Genomic DNA, 15,850 nt, shown 5'->3' with positions numbered 1-15,850 from the left:
AGGAAATCGTCATGACTTTTTTTACCGATAAGAAAACCAATCTGTCCCGCCGCAACCTTCTCAAGGGGCTCGGCGCCTGCGCGGCTCTGCCGCTGCTCGCCGGCATCTTCCCGAAGAGTGCCCTGGCCCAGGCCATCAGCACGGCGCTGGAACAGTTCCCGACCCTGGTCCCGGCCCAGAAAGGCATACTGACCGGCGCCCACTGGGGTGCCTTCGAGGCAATAGTCGAAGAGGGCCGCATGGTGCGCGTCCAGCCGGTGGCCGATGATCCGGCGCCGAACGATCTCATCGACATGGCCCCGTTCCAGGTTCACGCCAAGAACCGCATCAAGTACCCCATGGTGCGCAAGAGCTGGCTGGAGCACGGCCCTGGTGCCAGACCCGAGCTGCGCGGCGCCGACGAATGGGTCCGGGTGAGCTGGGACAAGGCCATCGAGCTGGTAGCCGGCGAGATTGGCCGGGTGCAGAGCGACTTCGGCCCGCAGGCGATCCACGCCGGTTCCTACGGCTGGAAGAGCGTCGGCATGTTCCACAACAGCCGTACCCTGCTGCACCGCCTGATGAACCTGGCCGGTGGCTTCACCGGTTATGCCGGTGACTACTCCGCTGGCGCCGCCCAGGTGATCATGTCCCACGTCATGGGCTCCATCGAGGTGTATGAGCAGCAGACCGCCTGGCCGAACGTGATCGAACACGCCGAACTGGTGGTGCTGTGGGGCGTCAACGCCCAGGTGACTCTGAAGAACAGCTGGAACATGCCGGACCACGAAGGTCAGGCCGGCTTTAAGGCGCTCAAGGAGAAGGGTACCCGCATCATCAGCATCGATCCGGTCTACAACGAGACCGCCAAACTGGCCGGGGCCGAGTGGATTGCGCCGAACGCCTATACCGACGTGGCCATGATGCTGGGGGTGGCCCACACCCTGTATACCGAGCAGAAGCACGATCAGGCCTTCCTCGATCGCTACACCAGCGGTTTCGACAAGTTCCTCACCTACCTGCTGGGCAAGGACGATGGCCAGCCGAAGAGCGCCGAGTGGGCGAGCACTGTCTGCGGCGTCGATGCCGCCGTGATCCGTCAGCTGGCCCTCGACATGGCGTCCAAGCGCACCATGATCATGGCGGGCTGGGGCATGCAGCGTCAGCATCACGGCGAGCAGCCCAACTGGATGCTGGTGACCCTGGCCGCCATGCTGGGCCAAATCGGCCTGCCCGGTGGCGGCTACGGCTTCAGCTACCACTACTCCTCCGGTGGCAGCCCCACCGCCAAGGGCGGCATCCTGGCGGGTATCTCGGCCGGCAACGCGCCCAAGAACAGCCCGGCCCCGATCCCGGTAGCCCGCATCGCCGACTGTCTCGCCAACCCAGGCAAGACCATCGACTTCAACGGTCGTCAGGTGACTTATCCGGACATCAAGCTGGTCTATGTGGCGGGTGGCAACCCCTTCCACCACCATCAGGACACCAACAACCTGCTCAAGGCCTGGCGCAAGCCGCAGACGGTGATAGTCCACGAACCCTACTGGACCGCCACCGCCAAGCACGCAGACATAGTGCTGCCGGCCACCACCAGCTATGAGCGCAACGATCTGGAGATGGGGGGCGATTACTCCCAACGCTACGTGTTCCCCATGCACCAGTGCGTACCGCCCCAGCACGAGTCACGCAACGACTTCGACATCTTCAGCGCCATTGCCGCCAAGCTGGGCTTGCTGGAAGCCTACACCGAAGGCAAGGACGAGATGCTGTGGCTCAAACAGATGTATGACGGCATGGCCGCCCAGGCCCGTGGCGCGCGGGTGGCGCTGCCGCCGTTCAACATGTTCTGGGAATCCAACAACTACATCCGCTTCCCCATTCCGGAGGCGAATCGCCAGTGGATCCGTCACGCCGATTTTCGCGAGAATCCCTTGCTCAACCCGCTCGGCACCCCGTCCGGCAAGATCGAGATCTTCTCCAACACCATCGCCGGCATGGGGTATGCCGACTGCGCCGGCCATCCCAAGTGGTATGAGCCCAAGGAGTGGGTGAAGAGCGAGGCGGCCAGCCGTTATCCGCTGTCGCTCAACACCTCGCACCCGACCCAGCGCCTGCACTCACAGCTGGACAACACGCCACTGCGAGACAAATTCGCCATCGCCGATCGGGAGGCCATTCTGATCCACCCGGATGATGCCAAGGCGCGTGGCATTCAGGATGGGGATCTGGTGCGCGCCTTCAACGATCGCGGCCAGATCCTGGTGGGCGCTCTGGTGTCGAAAGACATACGTCCTGGCGTGGTGCGCATCTGTGAAGGGGCCTGGTTCGACCCGGCCAAACCGGGTGAGGCGGGGGCCATCTGCAAGAACGGCAACGTCAACTGCCTGACCTTCGACGAGGGCACCTCCAGCCTGGCGCAGGGCAACTGCGGCCACATGGCCCAGCTGCAGATCGAGAAATACAGGGGCCCGGCACTGGCCAACACCGCTCACGCGGTCCCGGCCAACGGCTGAGTCCACACTCGACCAACAAAAACGGCGCCATCAGGCGCCGTTTTTTTATTGCTGTCAATTAGCTATGACAGTGGTGACTCAGAGGTCGCCTTCTTGCATGTACTCTTCCGTACACTCCACCCGCTCTGCCGCCAGAGCATTGGCAAAGTGACTCAGAAGTCGCCTTCCTGCATATACTCTTCCGCGCACTCCACCAGCTGGGGCCAGAGCTCTTCCGGCACCCAGGCATCCGGGTCATCTTCGTCGCCATCGTATTGGGTCCAGAAATAGCGGCGCAGGCCGGCGGCGAAGTCATCACTGACTTCGGCCAGCTCGGAGAGCGGTCCCAGCCAGGCGATACGACGCAGGCCGGAGGCAAGATCGTTGAGCGCATCCACCAACGCACGATCGTCGCTGATCTGCTCCACCAGCAGAGTGAAGCGCTCGCGGGCGCTGGCAACTTCGTCTTCGTCCAGCTCACCTGCATCGGCCAGCAGATCGATGAAATCTTCCAGCAGGAATGCGATCAGGCTATCTCTGTCTTCAAACCACTGAAGCTGTGCCCCCTTGATCCCCAACACGGAGGAATCGAACGAGTCATCAAGGTGACATAGTGCCCATGGATCGTCTGTCATTGCTACCCTTCCTCAGGCTTGAACAAGTGTCTTATCTTATGCCTGACCTTCCCCCCTTGCCACCTTGGGCAGTGAAGGGACGCAGCCAGACCACCACAATTCCATCCGCCCCATAACGGGGCTGATAATATCTAGCTCTCTACCCTGGCCACCTTGGGCAGTGACAGAGACGCAGCCAGACCACCCAACTCCGCCCGACCCATGATGAGGTTGCCTCGATAGGCCTCGGCCAGATCGGAGACTATGTTGAGGCCGAGCCCCGAGCCCGGCACCTTCTCGTCGAGCCGTACCCCGCGCAACACAGCCTTGGCGATCTGATCCTCGCTCATGCCGGGGCCGTCATCCTCGATGCGCAGCGTGATCCAGCCCCCCAGCTCGGCGCTGGAAATACGCAGCTGACCGGCCGACCACTTGTAGGCGTTCTCCAGCAGGTTGCCCACCATCTCGTCGAAGTCCTGCTCCTCCACCCCGACCGCCAGATTGGCTGGCACCTGCAGATCCACCTCCTTGCCCGGATAGAGACGGGAGAAGGCGCGGCAGATGTACTCCACCCGTGCCCGCACCGGGGTCGACACCCCGAGGATCTTGGCGGCGCCGGTCACCCGCGCCTTGCCGAGGTGATAGTCGATGTGACGCTGGATCTGGTCAAGCTGCTCACCGATGGCGGCTTGATCCTCCGGCGACAACTGGGCCACCTGATTGCGCATTATGCTGAGCGGCGTCTTGAGGGCATGAGCCAGATTGCCGGTGTGGGAGCGGGCTCGCTGCAGCAGCTCGCTGTAGTGGTGCAGCAGGCGGTTGATGTCTTCCACCAGCGGCTGTATCTCCAGCGGATAACGCAGCCGGAATCCCTCCTGATGCCCCTGATGTACCCGTCCCAGTTCGCGGCGCAGCAGATGCAGCGGACGCAGACCATAGACGATCTGGAACATGAAGCCCAGCACCAGACCCGTGGCGGCGAAGCCGAGGCCCAGGAACAGGCTGATGCGGGTCTTCTTGAGGGTCTGGGTCAAGGCGCTGCTGTCCTTGGCCATCACCAGAGTAAACGTCCGATCCGACCCGGGCAGCAGCACGGTACGCGTCATGATGAGCAGGGGCTCCTTGTTAGGTCCCCTGCCGACAAACAGATCCGGATCGCCGAACGCCGACTTCAGACCCTGCACCTTGAGGTGCACATCCCACAGGGATCGCGAGCGGCTGACCACCTCATCCCCCAGCTCCAGCTGCCAGTAGTAGCCGGAATAGGGTTGACGAAAGCGGGGGTCGGCCATGGGTTCGGTGACGATGGGCAGGCCGTCTGGCTGGATCTCGAGGCGGGAGAGCAGATCGTAGAGCTGCAGGCGCAGGCCGTCGGCTTCCGCCTCTTGCCAGTAGTTGCGCATCATGGTCTGCAGGCTGAAACCTGTGGCAAACAGGAAGAGACCGCACCAGACCAGCGCTATGACTACCAGCCGCCCCCGCAGGGTCCTGACCAGCCTCATTCACCGCACCCTGGCAGGGGTTGCATCAAGGCCCGACTCATTCGTTGATCCGGTATCCAAGGCCACGCACAGTCTCAATGAGATCGGCGTGGGTCTTCTTGCGGATCCGGCCGATGAAGACTTCGACGGTATTGGAGTCACGGTCAAAATCCTGGGCATAGATGTGGTCGATCAGCTCGCTGCGCGACACCACCTTGCCCCTGTGCTGCATCAGGTAGCCCAGCACCCGAAATTCGTGGGCGGTGAGCTTGATGGGGGTGCCTTCGTACCACACCTGGGAGGCCGCCATGTCGAGCCGCACTCCGCCGATCTCCAGGATCGAACTGGCATTGCCTGCTGCCCGTCGCACCAGCGCCTGCACCCTGGCGACCAGCTCCGCCACCTGGAACGGCTTGGTGAGGTAGTCGTCGGCACCGGCATTGAGCCCCTCAATCTTCTCGTGCAGCTGGCCTCGGGCGGTCAGTACCAGCACAGGGGTATCTATCCCCTTGCTGCGCCACTCTTTCAGCACGCTCAGGCCATCGCGACCCGGCAGGCCGAGATCCAGGATGATGGCGTCATAAGGTTCGGTCTCGCCGAGAAAGCCGGCCTCGTTGCCATCGTGGCAAAGGTCGGTCACGAAACCGGACAGACGCAGCTGTTCGGCCAGCTGGCCCGCCAGGGTCTTCTCATCTTCAACTATCAGAATTCGCATAAATGGGTATCCAAAGCAGGGTTACTCTTGCGTCAACGGAGATGGGAAGGTTGAACAGTTGTGCCGGATTGTCAGTTTGGAGCCCAACCTGGCACCCACCCAAAGGTCAATCTTCCTCTTGCGGCGGGCGTGGTTCGAACAGCCGCTCGAGATGGTGGCCCTTGAGCCACACCATCTCCAGATTGTCGGCGCGATAGCCGACCTTGATCACGCTGTTCTCGCTGTCGATGAGCTTGAGCTCATACAGCCAGATGCCATCCTCTTCCCCCAGGTCGACGCGCAGCACGCGCACCGGCAGGAGGGAGGCCACCTCCATCACCTCATGAAAGGGCCTGACCCGACCCTCGCTGACAGCTTGTTGCAGCAAGGCCTCGTTCGGCGTGGTCGCCTGCGCCATCACGGGCAGCAGCAACCCCAGCAGAGACAGGGCTCTATTCATGGGTGATTCATCTCCAAAAACCTAACATAATGCCGTTTATAGTCTGCCAGCCATGAATCCGGAATGAATATGATCCCACGCAGTTTCCTGCTGATCCTTTGCCTTTTCTCCACCCTTGGCTGGGCGGCCCAGGCGCGTCTCGACATGCCGGCGCTGGTCAAGTTGTTGTTGGCCCAAGGGTACCACGACATTCGGGAAGTGGAGCTGGAAGGGGATAAATTCGAGGTAGAAACCCTGGATGCCGACGAACAGCGAGTGCAGTTGCTGGTCGATGCCTACACGGGCGACATCACCAAAAAAGAGGCCGATTAGGCCTCTTTTGCTATGCGAGTTCTGCGCTGTGATGCCTGAGCGGCAACTCACGCCTCTTTCAGCTTCTGGCGTTGACGCTGACGCCAGGGGCGCAGCAACTTCTCCCGCCGTGGCCATAGCAGAGCACAGGCCAGCAGCAGGTAGATGAGCGGCTCCTGCCAGCCACTCTTCACCGACCACCAATAGTGCACCGGCACCAGCAGGGCAACGGCATAGATCCAGTTGTGCAACTTCTGCCAGGCCGGCCCCATGGCCCGCAGCAGGGCGGGGATAGAGGTCAGACTGAGCACCGCCAGCAACAAGAGCGCCACTGCCCCCACCAGTATGTAGCTGCGCTTCACCAGCTCGCCGCCAATAAGCTCCCAGTCGAATTGCAGATCCAGCCCCAGCCACACCATAAAGTGCAACCCGGCCCAGGCCGCGCACCAGAGCCCGAGAGGGCGGCGCAGCTTGATGAGCTGCCCCTGCCGCCAGCGCTTGGCGAGCGGTGACACCAGCAGGGTGATCAGCAAGAGATTGAGCGCCCCCTTGCCGAGATAGTGGGTCAAACCCTGCACAGGGTCGCCCCCCAGCAACCCGGCTGGCAAGGCATACCCCAGCCAGAGCAGAAAGCCGAGAGAACCCAGATGCACCAGCACTCGCAGGCCCTTGATGTGAACCGCTGTCAGTCTCAGTACCATTTTCTTGGATCCATGGCTTGATAAGGGAGGACCACCCCATGGGGGCGGCCCTTGGTATGAGCTGTTGTCAGTCTCAGTACCATTGTCTCAGATCCATTCCCTGATAGAGCGAGGCTACCTCGTCGGCATAACCGTTGAACATCAGGGTAGGCTGACGCTTGGCACCGAAGATGCCACCCTCCCCGATGAAGCGCTCGCTGGCCTGACTCCAGCGCGGATGATCTACCTCCGGGTTGACGTTGGCGTAGAAGCCATATTCGTTCGATGCCAGCAGATTCCAGGTGGTCGGTGGCATCTCTTCCACCAGCCGGATGGAAACTATGCTCTTGATGCTCTTGAAGCCGTACTTCCAGGGCACCACCAGCCGGATCGGTGCCCCGTTCTGGGCGGGCAGCGTCTTGCCATAGAGGCCCATCGCCAGGAAGGAGAGCGGGTTTATCGCCTCGTCGATACGCAGCCCCTCCACATAGGGATAATCTATGCCCCCTCCAAGAGAACGGGATGCCTGCCCCGGCAACTGCTCGGGGTCATAGAGGGTCTCGAAGGCCACGAACTTGGCGCGACTGGTGGGCTCGGCACGGCGAATGAGCTCCGCCAGACTGATACCGCTCCAGGGCAACACCATGGACCAGGCCTCTACGCAGCGCAGCCGGTAGATGCGTTCCTCCAGCTCTGTCTTGTTGATGAGGTCCCACACATCCAAGGTGAAGGGCTTGGCCACCTCCCCCTCTACCCGCAATTGCCACGGCTCGGGCTTGAGGTAGTGAGCATTGCGAGCCGGATCCCCCTTGTCAGTACCCAGCTCATAGAAGTTGTTGTGGGTGGTGGCCTTCTCCTCCGGGGTGATGACCACGCCCTCAGGTCTGGCGGCGGCGCGAATGTTGAGCGGTCTGGTCGATGCGGCAGGTGCCGGTTTGTCGGCGGAGAAGAGGTCGAGCACGCCAGCCTGAGCGGGAAACGCCAGGGTCGCAGCCCCCAGCCCCAACCCTTTCAGGATAAGGCGGCGATCCTGATAGACGGCTTCCGGGGTAACATCCTGTTCGGTGGGATGATGAGAAGAACGGCGCTTGATCAACATGGAAAAACTCCCGGGGCTATGAGGGTAACAACCATAAGACCTGCCCCGGCCGAGTTTTATTTCACGAAAATTTACATGAGCTGGTAAAGGGGCAGAGCCTTGGCCATGGTTCCGACCAGAAACAATGCTACGAATACCAGCAGAGGAACGATCACATTTGGCGCCATCAGACTCACTCCATGAGCAGGACAGGGCCCATAACTATGGTGCAGGGTCGAGCACGCCTCCAATGAATTTTTTTCGCGAGCGCAAGCGTATTCCTGAGTTGAAATGAGTGATGAAGATCACACACAATCTCGCCCCTGCTTGCCGCCCCCCCTGCGCGGGGTAGGCTCCCTTTCTTTACGAATTCCACTACTGAAGAGTCACGCCATGAGCCCATTGATCGCCATCGCCATCACGACCGGGATCCTCTCTGCCGTCTGGGGCTGGGTTGCCGTCACACTCGGCCTCATCTCCTGGGTCGGCTTTCTCGGCTGCACCAGCTACTTCGCCTCCAGCGGTGGCTACAAGGCGCTGTTGCAAACCATGCTGTGCAATGGGAGCGGCATGCTGTGGGCATTGCTGCTGATCCACGGGGATGCCTGGTGGGGAGCGGGTATGGCGGGCTATATGATGACGGGGGTGGTTGCGACCCTGATGTGTGTGCAGGCAAAGCAGCAGTGGCTGGGCTACATTCCCGGCACCTTCGCCGGTTGCTGCGCCACCTTCGGTGCCGCGGGGGAGTGGCGCCTGATACTGCCGTCCCTGGTGATAGGCGCGCTGTTCGGTTACCTGATGAAAGCGAGCGGGCTCTGGCTATCCCAGAAAACCCAGAAAGCCCAAACCTCTACCGCCGTAGTCGATCCCGCCTGAATGGCACTCACCAGCGAATAATCCTTCGCCGGGACGCAAGCCTATACTGTCCGGCTTATCCCTTCGACTTGAAGTTTGCCGCCTCTATGCCGTGCCGATTCAATAACTTGTAGAAATCGGTACGGTTTCTGCCCGCCATGTTGGCCGCCAGGGTCACGTTGCCCTCAGTGGTACGCAGCAGACGGATCAGATACTCCTTCTCGAACTCGGCCCGCGCCTCGTTGAACGAGGGGATGCCACCACCGCCGCCACTCAGGGCCGACTCCACCATGGACACCCCAATCACAGGACTGCAACAGAGGCTCGCCAGCTGTTCCACCACGCTGTAGAGCTGACGCACGTTACCGGGCCAGGCTGCGGCCGCCAGCATGGCCAGCGACTCGGGTGAAAAACCCAGGGCCGCACAGTCACTGTGACGACTGCGATATTCGTCCAGCGCCTGTCTGGCCAGCAGCGGAATATCTTCACTGCGGGCGCTGAGAGGTGGCAAGGTGATGTTGGCCACATTGAGGCGGTAGAAGAGATCTTCCCGAAAACGCCCCTCTTCCATCGCCGTCACCAGATCCTGATGGCTGGAGCTGATGACCCGCACCTCGGGCGTCCCCTGACCGTACTCCTGCAACACCTGCAACAGCTTGGCCTGTAGCGACTCCGACAGATCTCCTATCTCGTCGAGAAACAGTGTCGCGCCTTTGGCTTGTTCGAACAGGCCGGACTGACCGTCCTCGCCAAACAGCTGCAGATCCAGCGCAGGCCACGGCAAGGCGGCGCAGTTGATGACGTGCAGCGGCTTGTCACGGCGACTGCTGGCCTGATGCAGGGCTTGAGTCATCACCCCTTTGCCTGAACCGGACGGCCCCATGATCAGCACGGGCACTTCCATGCCGGCTATGCTATTGGCCTGGATCAGCAACTGTTCCATCTGCGGATTGCGGGTCAGGATAAGCGATTGCCACTCCTGTTGCTGCTTTGGGCGTGTCAGGCTCAACGCATGCTCTATGGTGGCAAACAGCTCATCCTTGTCGATGGGTTTGGTGAGAAAACTGAATACCCCGGAGCGGGTAGCCTGGATGGCATCGGGAATGGTGCCGTGGGCTGTCATTATGATGACAGGCAACCCCAGCCACTGTGACTGGATGCGCTCGAACAGCGCCAGGCCGTCCATGCCGGCCATGCGCAAGTCGCTCAACACCAGATCGGCCCGTTGCTGGCGCAATCTGTCCAGCGCCCCTTCGGCGCTGTCGGCGGTATCCACTTCGTAGCCCTGGCTGCGCAGGCGCATGCTCATCAGCTTGAGCAGGCTGACATCGTCGTCAACCAGCAGGATCCGGCTCATGGCAGGGCCTCGCCACTGCCGTTGAGCTTGCGTTGATTGAGCTGTTCATCGATGGCGGAGAGCTGTTCAATCTGGCGGCGCAGACGCTGCACCTCCTGACTCTGGTCGTCACGACGGCTGTCACGTACCAGCAGCTCCTCACCCAGCGCAATCCAGCTGCGCAGGAAAGCCTGGGCATCGAGCCCGAGCTCGGGCAGCAGGCTCTTGAGTTTGTCCAGCCCGGCCCGACGGTTTGCCACCGACTCGGAGGGGTGGGTATTGACCATGGCCAGACTGACGCGGCTCTCGACATCGGTCGCACCCTTGAGGCGCTGACGCTCCTGCGCCCGCTGCTGAGCGTGACTGGCCAGCAGCCAGTCCGAGTATTGCAGGCGTACCTGCATCTCCTTGTTGGCAAACTCCATGCGCTTGGCGAGGGCGAGATCCGGCGACGCCGCCGGGTCACGCGCTGGCAGCAAAGAACAGCCTGTGAGCAGGCCCATCATCAATACCGGAACAACACATTGTTTCATCTTTTGCTTCACTTCAACGTCAACCGGAAACAGACATCAGCCTGTTCGTCTTCAATCAATACCAATTCACCGCCAAGGCTCATCGCCGACTCGCGGGCGATGGAAAGCCCCATGCCGGAGCCTTTCAACAAACCTTGCCGCACTATACTGCCCTGCTCGAATGGCTCGAAGATCCGCTCCCGTTCGGCTACCGGAATGACGGGCCCTTCGTTGGCCACCTCCAGCCAGCCGCCGTTGGCATCCTGCCCGGCGCGGATCCAGATCCGGCCACCCCTGGCGCCATAGCTGACCGCATTGGAAAACAGATTATCGAGGATCAACCGCAAGCGATACGGCTCCGCCTGCAGCATGATGGGATCGGTCGGCAAGTGTACACTGATTTGTTTGGATTCCAGCGCCAGCCGGTACTCAGCTGTCAACTCTGACAGCAAGGGCGCCAGCGCCACCGGCGTCAGGGTAAACACCTCCTGCTGGCTGAGGCGGTTGAAATCGAGCAGACGTTCGATCAGGGTCTGCAATCGGCGACTGTTCTCCTCCAGCATCTGGCAGATCTCCTGCTGATCCGGCGTAAGCGGCCCCACCAGCTGCTCGCCAAGCAGGTCCGAGCCCTCCCGCAGCACCGCCAGCGGCGTCTTGAGCTCATGGGAAACATGGCGCAGGAACTGGTATTTCTGCTGTTCCAGCTCCTTGAGCTTGTCGTGCAACCAGTTGATCCGCTCCCCCAATACCACCAACTCTGCCGGCCCGTCCACGGGTCGTTTGTCCGGCTCCACACCCGCGCCCAGACTCAAGATCCGCGACTCAATCTGACGCACAGGGTGGATAATCAGATAAGTAAACAACAACACCAGCAGCAGGCTGAGCACGGCCACGAAACCGCTGACCCACCAGATCTCTCTCATCAATTCTGCAATCATGGCGCGTACCCGGCTCACATGCTCATCGACCTGGCCTCGGGTAATCACTTCAAGCTGCTGATTAATTTGATTAAATTCATCAAATTGCGGGCTGGCCGAGGCGGCTCTGGCCTTGGCCAGATCCTGCAGGCTCTCGAGCCAGGCCAGCACCTGCTCGAGGCCGGTGTAAGCCTCGGCATCCGGGATCGAGCCCTGATGAGCGGCGAGCAGGCTGCGGTAACTGGCAAGCTGCTGCTGGTAACTGGCCAGGATGCGCTCATCCCCCAGTACCGCATAACGGCGAAGAGTACGTTCCAGATCAATGGCCTGGGTTGTGAGCAGGGTCGCCCGACGGGTATCGCGCACCGCCCGCTCCAGCTCGTCGCTGGTCAACTGGCTCAAGTGTTCGAGGGCCTGACTGTCGTGCCAGATCATGCCGCCCAGCGGCATCAATACCAGGACGAAGCCCATCAATACCACTTGCAGCAAGGAACGTGGGCGTACCTTGGTCATCTTGTGCTGTCTCGATTCATCATGGGTGGGTCAGCATATCTGCACTCCCCCAAAAAGCAAAACCGGCCAGGAGGCCGGTTCATACCGCAAATGAGGGACGGGGTTCACGCCAGACCGACGGATGCCACACAGATAATCAGGATCATTGCCAACGCGCTGGATGCGGTCAACAGTGCCCATTTCAGTTCCACACTCATGCAAACCTCCTTTCTTGCCAACAAGAGCCTGATCACAACAGACAAATGTATGTTAATGCATAGTTAATCCCATAACCGTGAGCCGTGTATACATTTCAGATGAGCCCAACCCAAGGATCGGTGAGCATGTTCTATCTGTGCAGCATTGGATCGAATCTTGATCCCCATATTCACGTCAGTCAGGTGGTTGGCGAACTGCTTGAACACTTTGGCCGCCTGCAGCTGAGTTCGGTGATCCAGACCAAACCGGTGGGAATGCACTCCAGGCACGACTTCCTCAACTGCCTGTTCGTTGCCGAAAGCGGGCTGACAGCCCAGCAGTTGAAAACCCTCTTCATCGCCATGGAACTGGCCCATGGCCGGGATCGCAGCGATCCGAACTGCAAGGTGCTCGACCGGCCGCTGGATATTGACATTCTTGCCAGCAGTGCCGCAGACGATTTTGCCGCGACTCGTGTCGATGCCTATCTCAATGAACTGCTGGCTGAGCTGTATGGCCAGGGAGAAGTGCATGACCACAAGGTCACGCTGCCACTGCATACCCGGCTGATGAAGGGCAAGGTGATCGAGGAGCTGCAGGTAGGCTTGACCCCCTTGCGGCTCAGTCAGGGTTCAGATGACCGCCAGGCTGCGGCCGCCATCTACCCGGATGCTGGCCCCCGTCATGTAGTCGTTCCCCATCAGTAGCTGCACCGCCTGCCAGATAGGCTCAAGCCCGCCTTCCCGCGCCAGCGGCGTCTTCGCCAGCACTTGCTGGCGCCACGCGTCGCCATGTTCGTCGAGAAACAGGATAGGGCCCGGCTCTATGGTGTTGACCCGGATGGCAGGCGCCAGTTCGCGGGCAAAGCTCATGGCAAGGGAGTGGGCTCCGGCCTTGGTGGCCACATAGCTGGCAAACTGGGGCGCCGGAGCGTGAATATAGATATCCGTGATATGGATGATGCTGGCATTGGCATTGCGGGCCAGCCGGGGCGCCAGCGCCCGGTTGAGCCGAAATGGCGCCGCCATGTGTACCCGATAGAACTGATCGAACTGGGCCAGCTGCGCCGCAGCATCTGCCGCCTCTGGTTCGAAGGCCGAGGCGTTGTGGATCACCAGCGCCAGATCCTGCTGTGATGCCAGCACCTCAATGAGCTGGCCGACCTGCTCTTCAGAAGCGAAATCCGCCTGCACCAGCGTCACTCCCAGTGCACGCAGCCGAGCCAGCTCGGGTCGCTCGCTGCGATAGCTGCCCGTTACCTGCCAACCTGCCGCCACCAGCTGTTCACACAGGTAGAAACCGAGTCGACGGCCACACCCCGTTACCAATGCACGCATAACCTCTCCTTTTGTCATTGCCACCAGCCACTGGCATACCCGCGACGGCGACACCTATCAATCCCTATGGCACAAACCGCTGGCCTTGTCCGCCTCACCGCGCCCATAGTGGCACTACACCCCGCTTCTGGAGCCATCATATGCTACATATTCGCGATCACATGGGTCGCCTGACCCACTTCCTCACCCCGCAACTCGGTCTGGCCGAAGCGCTGGATCGGCTGCACCACTCAGGGCTGAGCGGCCTGCCTGTGCTGGATGACCAACAACAGCTGGTCGGGTTTCTCTCCGAACAGGACTGCATTCCCAGTCTGATCACCGGCAGCTACCACTGCGATACCCGCACTCAAGTGGAAGACATGATGAGCCGGACGCCTCTCTCGGTCGACCCGGACGACAGCATTCTGGATCTGGCGCGCCAGATGACCGGGGCAAAACCCAAGATCTATCCGGTGCTGGAGCAGGGCAAAGTGATCGGCATCATCAGCCGCCATCAAGTGATGCAAGCCCTCAATCAGCAGATGAAAGGCTGCCATCAGACCTAAATCTGGTAACGCCCCTTGTCACCGATGTCGAAGTGCAGGGGCATCCGCCACTTTGCCAGACAGAGCAAGCCAAACAACAGGCCGCACGCCAGGGCAACCGGCGCGGCGGCCCAGCCCAGTTGTGCCCACTCCAGTCCCCACAGCAACGGCAACAGCAGGGGCAGCGCCTTGATGCCCGGAATGGCGAAGCAGAACTGCTCCTTGAACGCCAGTCCGGAGAGCGTCGCCAACGACGCCCCCAATACCAGCACCTCGGGCGCTCCGCTGGCACTCAGCACCAGGGCACCCCAGGCAAACACCTGCAAGATGAAACGGATGCGCTTGTCATAGACATGCAGGCAGAGTCCGCATACCCCGCTGGCTACCACCAGCGCCGTCAACCAGACTGAGGGCGCTAAAAAATCCTGCCCGATCAGCAGGCTGGCCCCTCGACACACCAGCAATAAAGCTGCCAGACTCAAGCCAAGACGATAGAAGCAGACAGATAACCTGTCGATGCCATCCAACTCACTTTCGATTTCAGGATTTGCCATCCGGGGTCGTCTCTGTTGAATATTCGGGCCAATATACTTGAATCATGCCCGTGGGCGATTCCCTATTCCGTGCAGGAGATGTGGTTTGCGAAAGTTACCCCTGCTCTGTCTGCTGTTCCCTCTCTGGCTCCAGGCCAAAGAACTGGTCATAGGCGGCACCCTTGAGCCGCCGCTGAAGTTTCTGGATGACAAGGCCCAGCCTGGCGGACTCGATGTGGACGTGGTCACCGCCATCTTCAACAAGCTCAAGATCCCCATCAAGATCGAACTGACCGATGCGGGTGCCCGCCTCACCCGCAATGCCGAGACCGGCGTGTATGACCTTGTGATGACCCACTCCTACAAGCCGGAGCGAGAGAGCTACCTGCTCTATCCACAGCAATCCCATCTGCGTCACAGCTGGCACTTCTTCGTGCGCAAGGCCGACATGCTGAAGATCCGCTACGATACCCTGGAAGACCTCAAACCCTGGCGCATCGGGCTGACCAAGGATTTTGCCTACACTCCCGAACTGGCTGCGGCGCTCAAGGACCCCGCCTATCAGATCCAGGAGATCCCCATCAACCAGCTGCAACTGCGCAAACTGATCGCCGGGCGCATCGATACAGTGCCCATGCCGCTGGTTACCGCCTTCGCCCAGATCAGAGAGGAGGGGCTGGAGGGCAAACTCGATTACCTGCCCAAGCCACTCAAGGCCAGCCCCTACTACACCGTCTGGACCAGGGCCAAGGCCGATGCCGATACACCAGCCATGATGGCCGCCTACGATGCCGAGTTGTTGCGCATGAAGCGGGATGGCCGACTCAAGGCCATCTACGACAAGTACGGCATTCCCTATATCGAACCCTGATCCCGACGGTCAGACGGCTCGTCAAGGTTTCACGTCCCTCAATATCGGGTTCTGCAGCGAAATGAGCGTTTCGGTGGACTGTATCTCGTCTATGGTCTGGATCTTGTGGATCAGCACAGTCTGCAACTCGTCAATGGAGCGGGTCATCACCTTCATGAAGATACTGTAGTGACCCGTGGTGTAGTAGGCCTCCACCACCTCGTCCAGCGCCTGCAACTTGGCCAGTGCAGAGGGGTAATCCTTGGCGCTTTTGAGATTGATCCCGATGAAGCAACAGACGTCGTAACCCAGCTTCTTGGGGTTCACCTGCACCCGGGTTCCCTCGATGATCCCCGCCTGCTTCATCTTCTCCACCCGCACATGGATGGTACCCGGGCTGACCGCCAGCTGTTTGGCCAACTCGGCATAAGGGATCCGCGCATTCTCCATCAGGGCGGTGAGGATGGCCTGATCGAGATTATCGATCCGATAATTTTCCGGCACTTTTTTGCACTCCCGTTGACGAT

Annotated in this window: 19 protein-coding genes; 6 read left to right on the top strand and 13 right to left on the bottom strand. The window is 60.6% G+C overall.

From position 1 onward, the window contains the following. Nucleotides 1-11: 11 nt before the first annotated feature. The gene (torA, locus tag AC1P02_RS06515) at nucleotides 12-2,492 is read left to right on the top strand and encodes a trimethylamine-N-oxide reductase TorA (protein WP_485184629.1); all 2,481 of its coding nucleotides are present in this window, start codon (nucleotides 12-14) and stop codon (nucleotides 2,490-2,492) included. Between the two features lie 152 nt (nucleotides 2,493-2,644). On the opposite strand, the gene AC1P02_RS06510 is transcribed toward torA, so the two are convergent. The 4 genes from AC1P02_RS06510 to AC1P02_RS06495 all read right to left on the bottom strand — a co-directional run bounded on the left by AC1P02_RS06510 (nucleotide 2,645) and on the right by AC1P02_RS06495 (nucleotide 5,720). Beyond that, nucleotides 2,645-3,106: a hypothetical protein gene (locus tag AC1P02_RS06510; RefSeq protein ID WP_058395093.1), complete on the bottom strand. Its 462-nt coding sequence runs from the start codon at nucleotides 3,104-3,106 to the stop codon at nucleotides 2,645-2,647. Between the two features lie 131 nt (nucleotides 3,107-3,237). Next, complete coding sequence (locus AC1P02_RS06505; RefSeq protein WP_021139858.1) at nucleotides 3,238-4,587, bottom strand: sensor histidine kinase; 1,350 nt, start codon at nucleotides 4,585-4,587, stop codon at nucleotides 3,238-3,240. Between the two features lie 37 nt (nucleotides 4,588-4,624). Beyond that, the gene (locus AC1P02_RS06500; RefSeq protein ID WP_005318517.1) at nucleotides 4,625-5,281 is read right to left on the bottom strand and encodes an AHA_4052 family stress response regulator transcription factor; all 657 of its coding nucleotides are present in this window, start codon (nucleotides 5,279-5,281) and stop codon (nucleotides 4,625-4,627) included. A 106-nt stretch (nucleotides 5,282-5,387) separates the two neighbouring features. Beyond that, a complete protein-coding gene (locus AC1P02_RS06495; protein ID WP_005318516.1) occupies nucleotides 5,388-5,720 on the bottom strand; it encodes a PepSY domain-containing protein in 333 nt (110 codons plus the stop codon). A 63-nt stretch (nucleotides 5,721-5,783) separates the two neighbouring features. Between AC1P02_RS06495 and AC1P02_RS06490 the strand changes: the two genes are divergently transcribed. Beyond that, nucleotides 5,784-6,032: a PepSY domain-containing protein gene (locus AC1P02_RS06490; RefSeq protein ID WP_005318514.1), complete on the top strand. Its 249-nt coding sequence runs from the start codon at nucleotides 5,784-5,786 to the stop codon at nucleotides 6,030-6,032. Nucleotides 6,033-6,079: 47 nt separating this feature from the next. Here AC1P02_RS06490 and msrQ read toward each other — a convergent pair whose 3' ends face one another. Both msrQ and msrP read right to left on the bottom strand, forming a co-directional pair. Then, complete coding sequence (gene msrQ / locus AC1P02_RS06485) at nucleotides 6,080-6,712, bottom strand: protein-methionine-sulfoxide reductase heme-binding subunit MsrQ (protein ID WP_219591442.1); 633 nt, start codon at nucleotides 6,710-6,712, stop codon at nucleotides 6,080-6,082. Between the two features lie 73 nt (nucleotides 6,713-6,785). Further along, nucleotides 6,786-7,790 carry a protein-methionine-sulfoxide reductase catalytic subunit MsrP gene (gene msrP, locus AC1P02_RS06480; protein WP_485184626.1) on the bottom strand — a complete coding sequence of 335 codons (1,005 nt, stop codon included), beginning with the start codon at nucleotides 7,788-7,790 and terminating at the stop codon, nucleotides 6,786-6,788. A gap of 372 nt (nucleotides 7,791-8,162) precedes the next feature. On the opposite strand from msrP, the gene AC1P02_RS06475 reads away from it, so the two are divergent. Further along, nucleotides 8,163-8,645: a DUF1097 domain-containing protein gene (locus tag AC1P02_RS06475; protein WP_021139854.1), complete on the top strand. Its 483-nt coding sequence runs from the start codon at nucleotides 8,163-8,165 to the stop codon at nucleotides 8,643-8,645. A 55-nt stretch (nucleotides 8,646-8,700) separates the two neighbouring features. On the opposite strand, the gene AC1P02_RS06470 is transcribed toward AC1P02_RS06475, so the two are convergent. The 4 genes from AC1P02_RS06470 to cydH form a co-directional block, all read right to left on the bottom strand. Then, nucleotides 8,701-9,981, bottom strand: coding sequence for a sigma 54-interacting transcriptional regulator (locus AC1P02_RS06470; protein ID WP_005318504.1), 1,281 nt, complete (start codon nucleotides 9,979-9,981; stop codon nucleotides 8,701-8,703). After that, nucleotides 9,978-10,493: a hypothetical protein gene (locus tag AC1P02_RS06465; protein ID WP_058395097.1), complete on the bottom strand. Its 516-nt coding sequence runs from the start codon at nucleotides 10,491-10,493 to the stop codon at nucleotides 9,978-9,980. The genes AC1P02_RS06470 and AC1P02_RS06465 overlap by 4 nt, the downstream gene beginning before the upstream one ends. Nucleotides 10,494-10,501: 8 nt before the next feature. Then, a complete protein-coding gene (locus AC1P02_RS06460) occupies nucleotides 10,502-11,902 on the bottom strand; it encodes a sensor histidine kinase (protein ID WP_485184623.1) in 1,401 nt (466 codons plus the stop codon). A 104-nt stretch (nucleotides 11,903-12,006) separates the two neighbouring features. Further along, the gene (gene cydH, locus AC1P02_RS06455) at nucleotides 12,007-12,099 is read right to left on the bottom strand and encodes a cytochrome bd-I oxidase subunit CydH (RefSeq protein ID WP_096071838.1); all 93 of its coding nucleotides are present in this window, start codon (nucleotides 12,097-12,099) and stop codon (nucleotides 12,007-12,009) included. Between the two features lie 126 nt (nucleotides 12,100-12,225). Between cydH and AC1P02_RS06450 the strand changes: the two genes are divergently transcribed. Continuing rightward, the gene (locus tag AC1P02_RS06450; protein ID WP_485184621.1) at nucleotides 12,226-12,786 is read left to right on the top strand and encodes a 2-amino-4-hydroxy-6-hydroxymethyldihydropteridine diphosphokinase; all 561 of its coding nucleotides are present in this window, start codon (nucleotides 12,226-12,228) and stop codon (nucleotides 12,784-12,786) included. On the opposite strand, the gene AC1P02_RS06445 is transcribed toward AC1P02_RS06450, so the two are convergent. Continuing rightward, nucleotides 12,712-13,416: an SDR family oxidoreductase gene (locus tag AC1P02_RS06445; protein WP_485184619.1), complete on the bottom strand. Its 705-nt coding sequence runs from the start codon at nucleotides 13,414-13,416 to the stop codon at nucleotides 12,712-12,714. The genes AC1P02_RS06450 and AC1P02_RS06445 overlap by 75 nt on opposite strands. 140 nt (nucleotides 13,417-13,556) lie before the next feature. Here AC1P02_RS06445 and AC1P02_RS06440 point away from each other — a divergent pair, with 140 nt between their 5' ends. After that, nucleotides 13,557-13,961, top strand: a complete 405-nt coding sequence (locus AC1P02_RS06440; protein WP_021139849.1) for a CBS domain-containing protein — start codon at nucleotides 13,557-13,559, stop codon at nucleotides 13,959-13,961. On the opposite strand, the gene AC1P02_RS06435 is transcribed toward AC1P02_RS06440, so the two are convergent. Then, entirely contained in the window at nucleotides 13,958-14,494 is a 537-nt protein-coding gene (locus tag AC1P02_RS06435; RefSeq protein WP_021139848.1) for a DUF2301 domain-containing membrane protein, read from the bottom strand. The genes AC1P02_RS06440 and AC1P02_RS06435 overlap by 4 nt on opposite strands. Nucleotides 14,495-14,579: 85 nt before the next feature. On the opposite strand from AC1P02_RS06435, the gene AC1P02_RS06430 reads away from it, so the two are divergent. Further along, entirely contained in the window at nucleotides 14,580-15,344 is a 765-nt protein-coding gene (locus AC1P02_RS06430) for a substrate-binding periplasmic protein (RefSeq protein ID WP_485184617.1), read from the top strand. A gap of 21 nt (nucleotides 15,345-15,365) precedes the next feature. On the opposite strand, the gene asnC is transcribed toward AC1P02_RS06430, so the two are convergent. After that, the gene (gene asnC, locus AC1P02_RS06425) at nucleotides 15,366-15,827 is read right to left on the bottom strand and encodes a transcriptional regulator AsnC (protein ID WP_005318482.1); all 462 of its coding nucleotides are present in this window, start codon (nucleotides 15,825-15,827) and stop codon (nucleotides 15,366-15,368) included. Between the last annotated feature and the right edge of the window lie 23 nt (nucleotides 15,828-15,850).

Source organism: Aeromonas sp. TS_SC_11, assembly GCF_057318915.1.
Note: the sequence above shows the minus strand (reverse complement) of the source record. Positions and strands in the feature narration are given on the sequence as shown.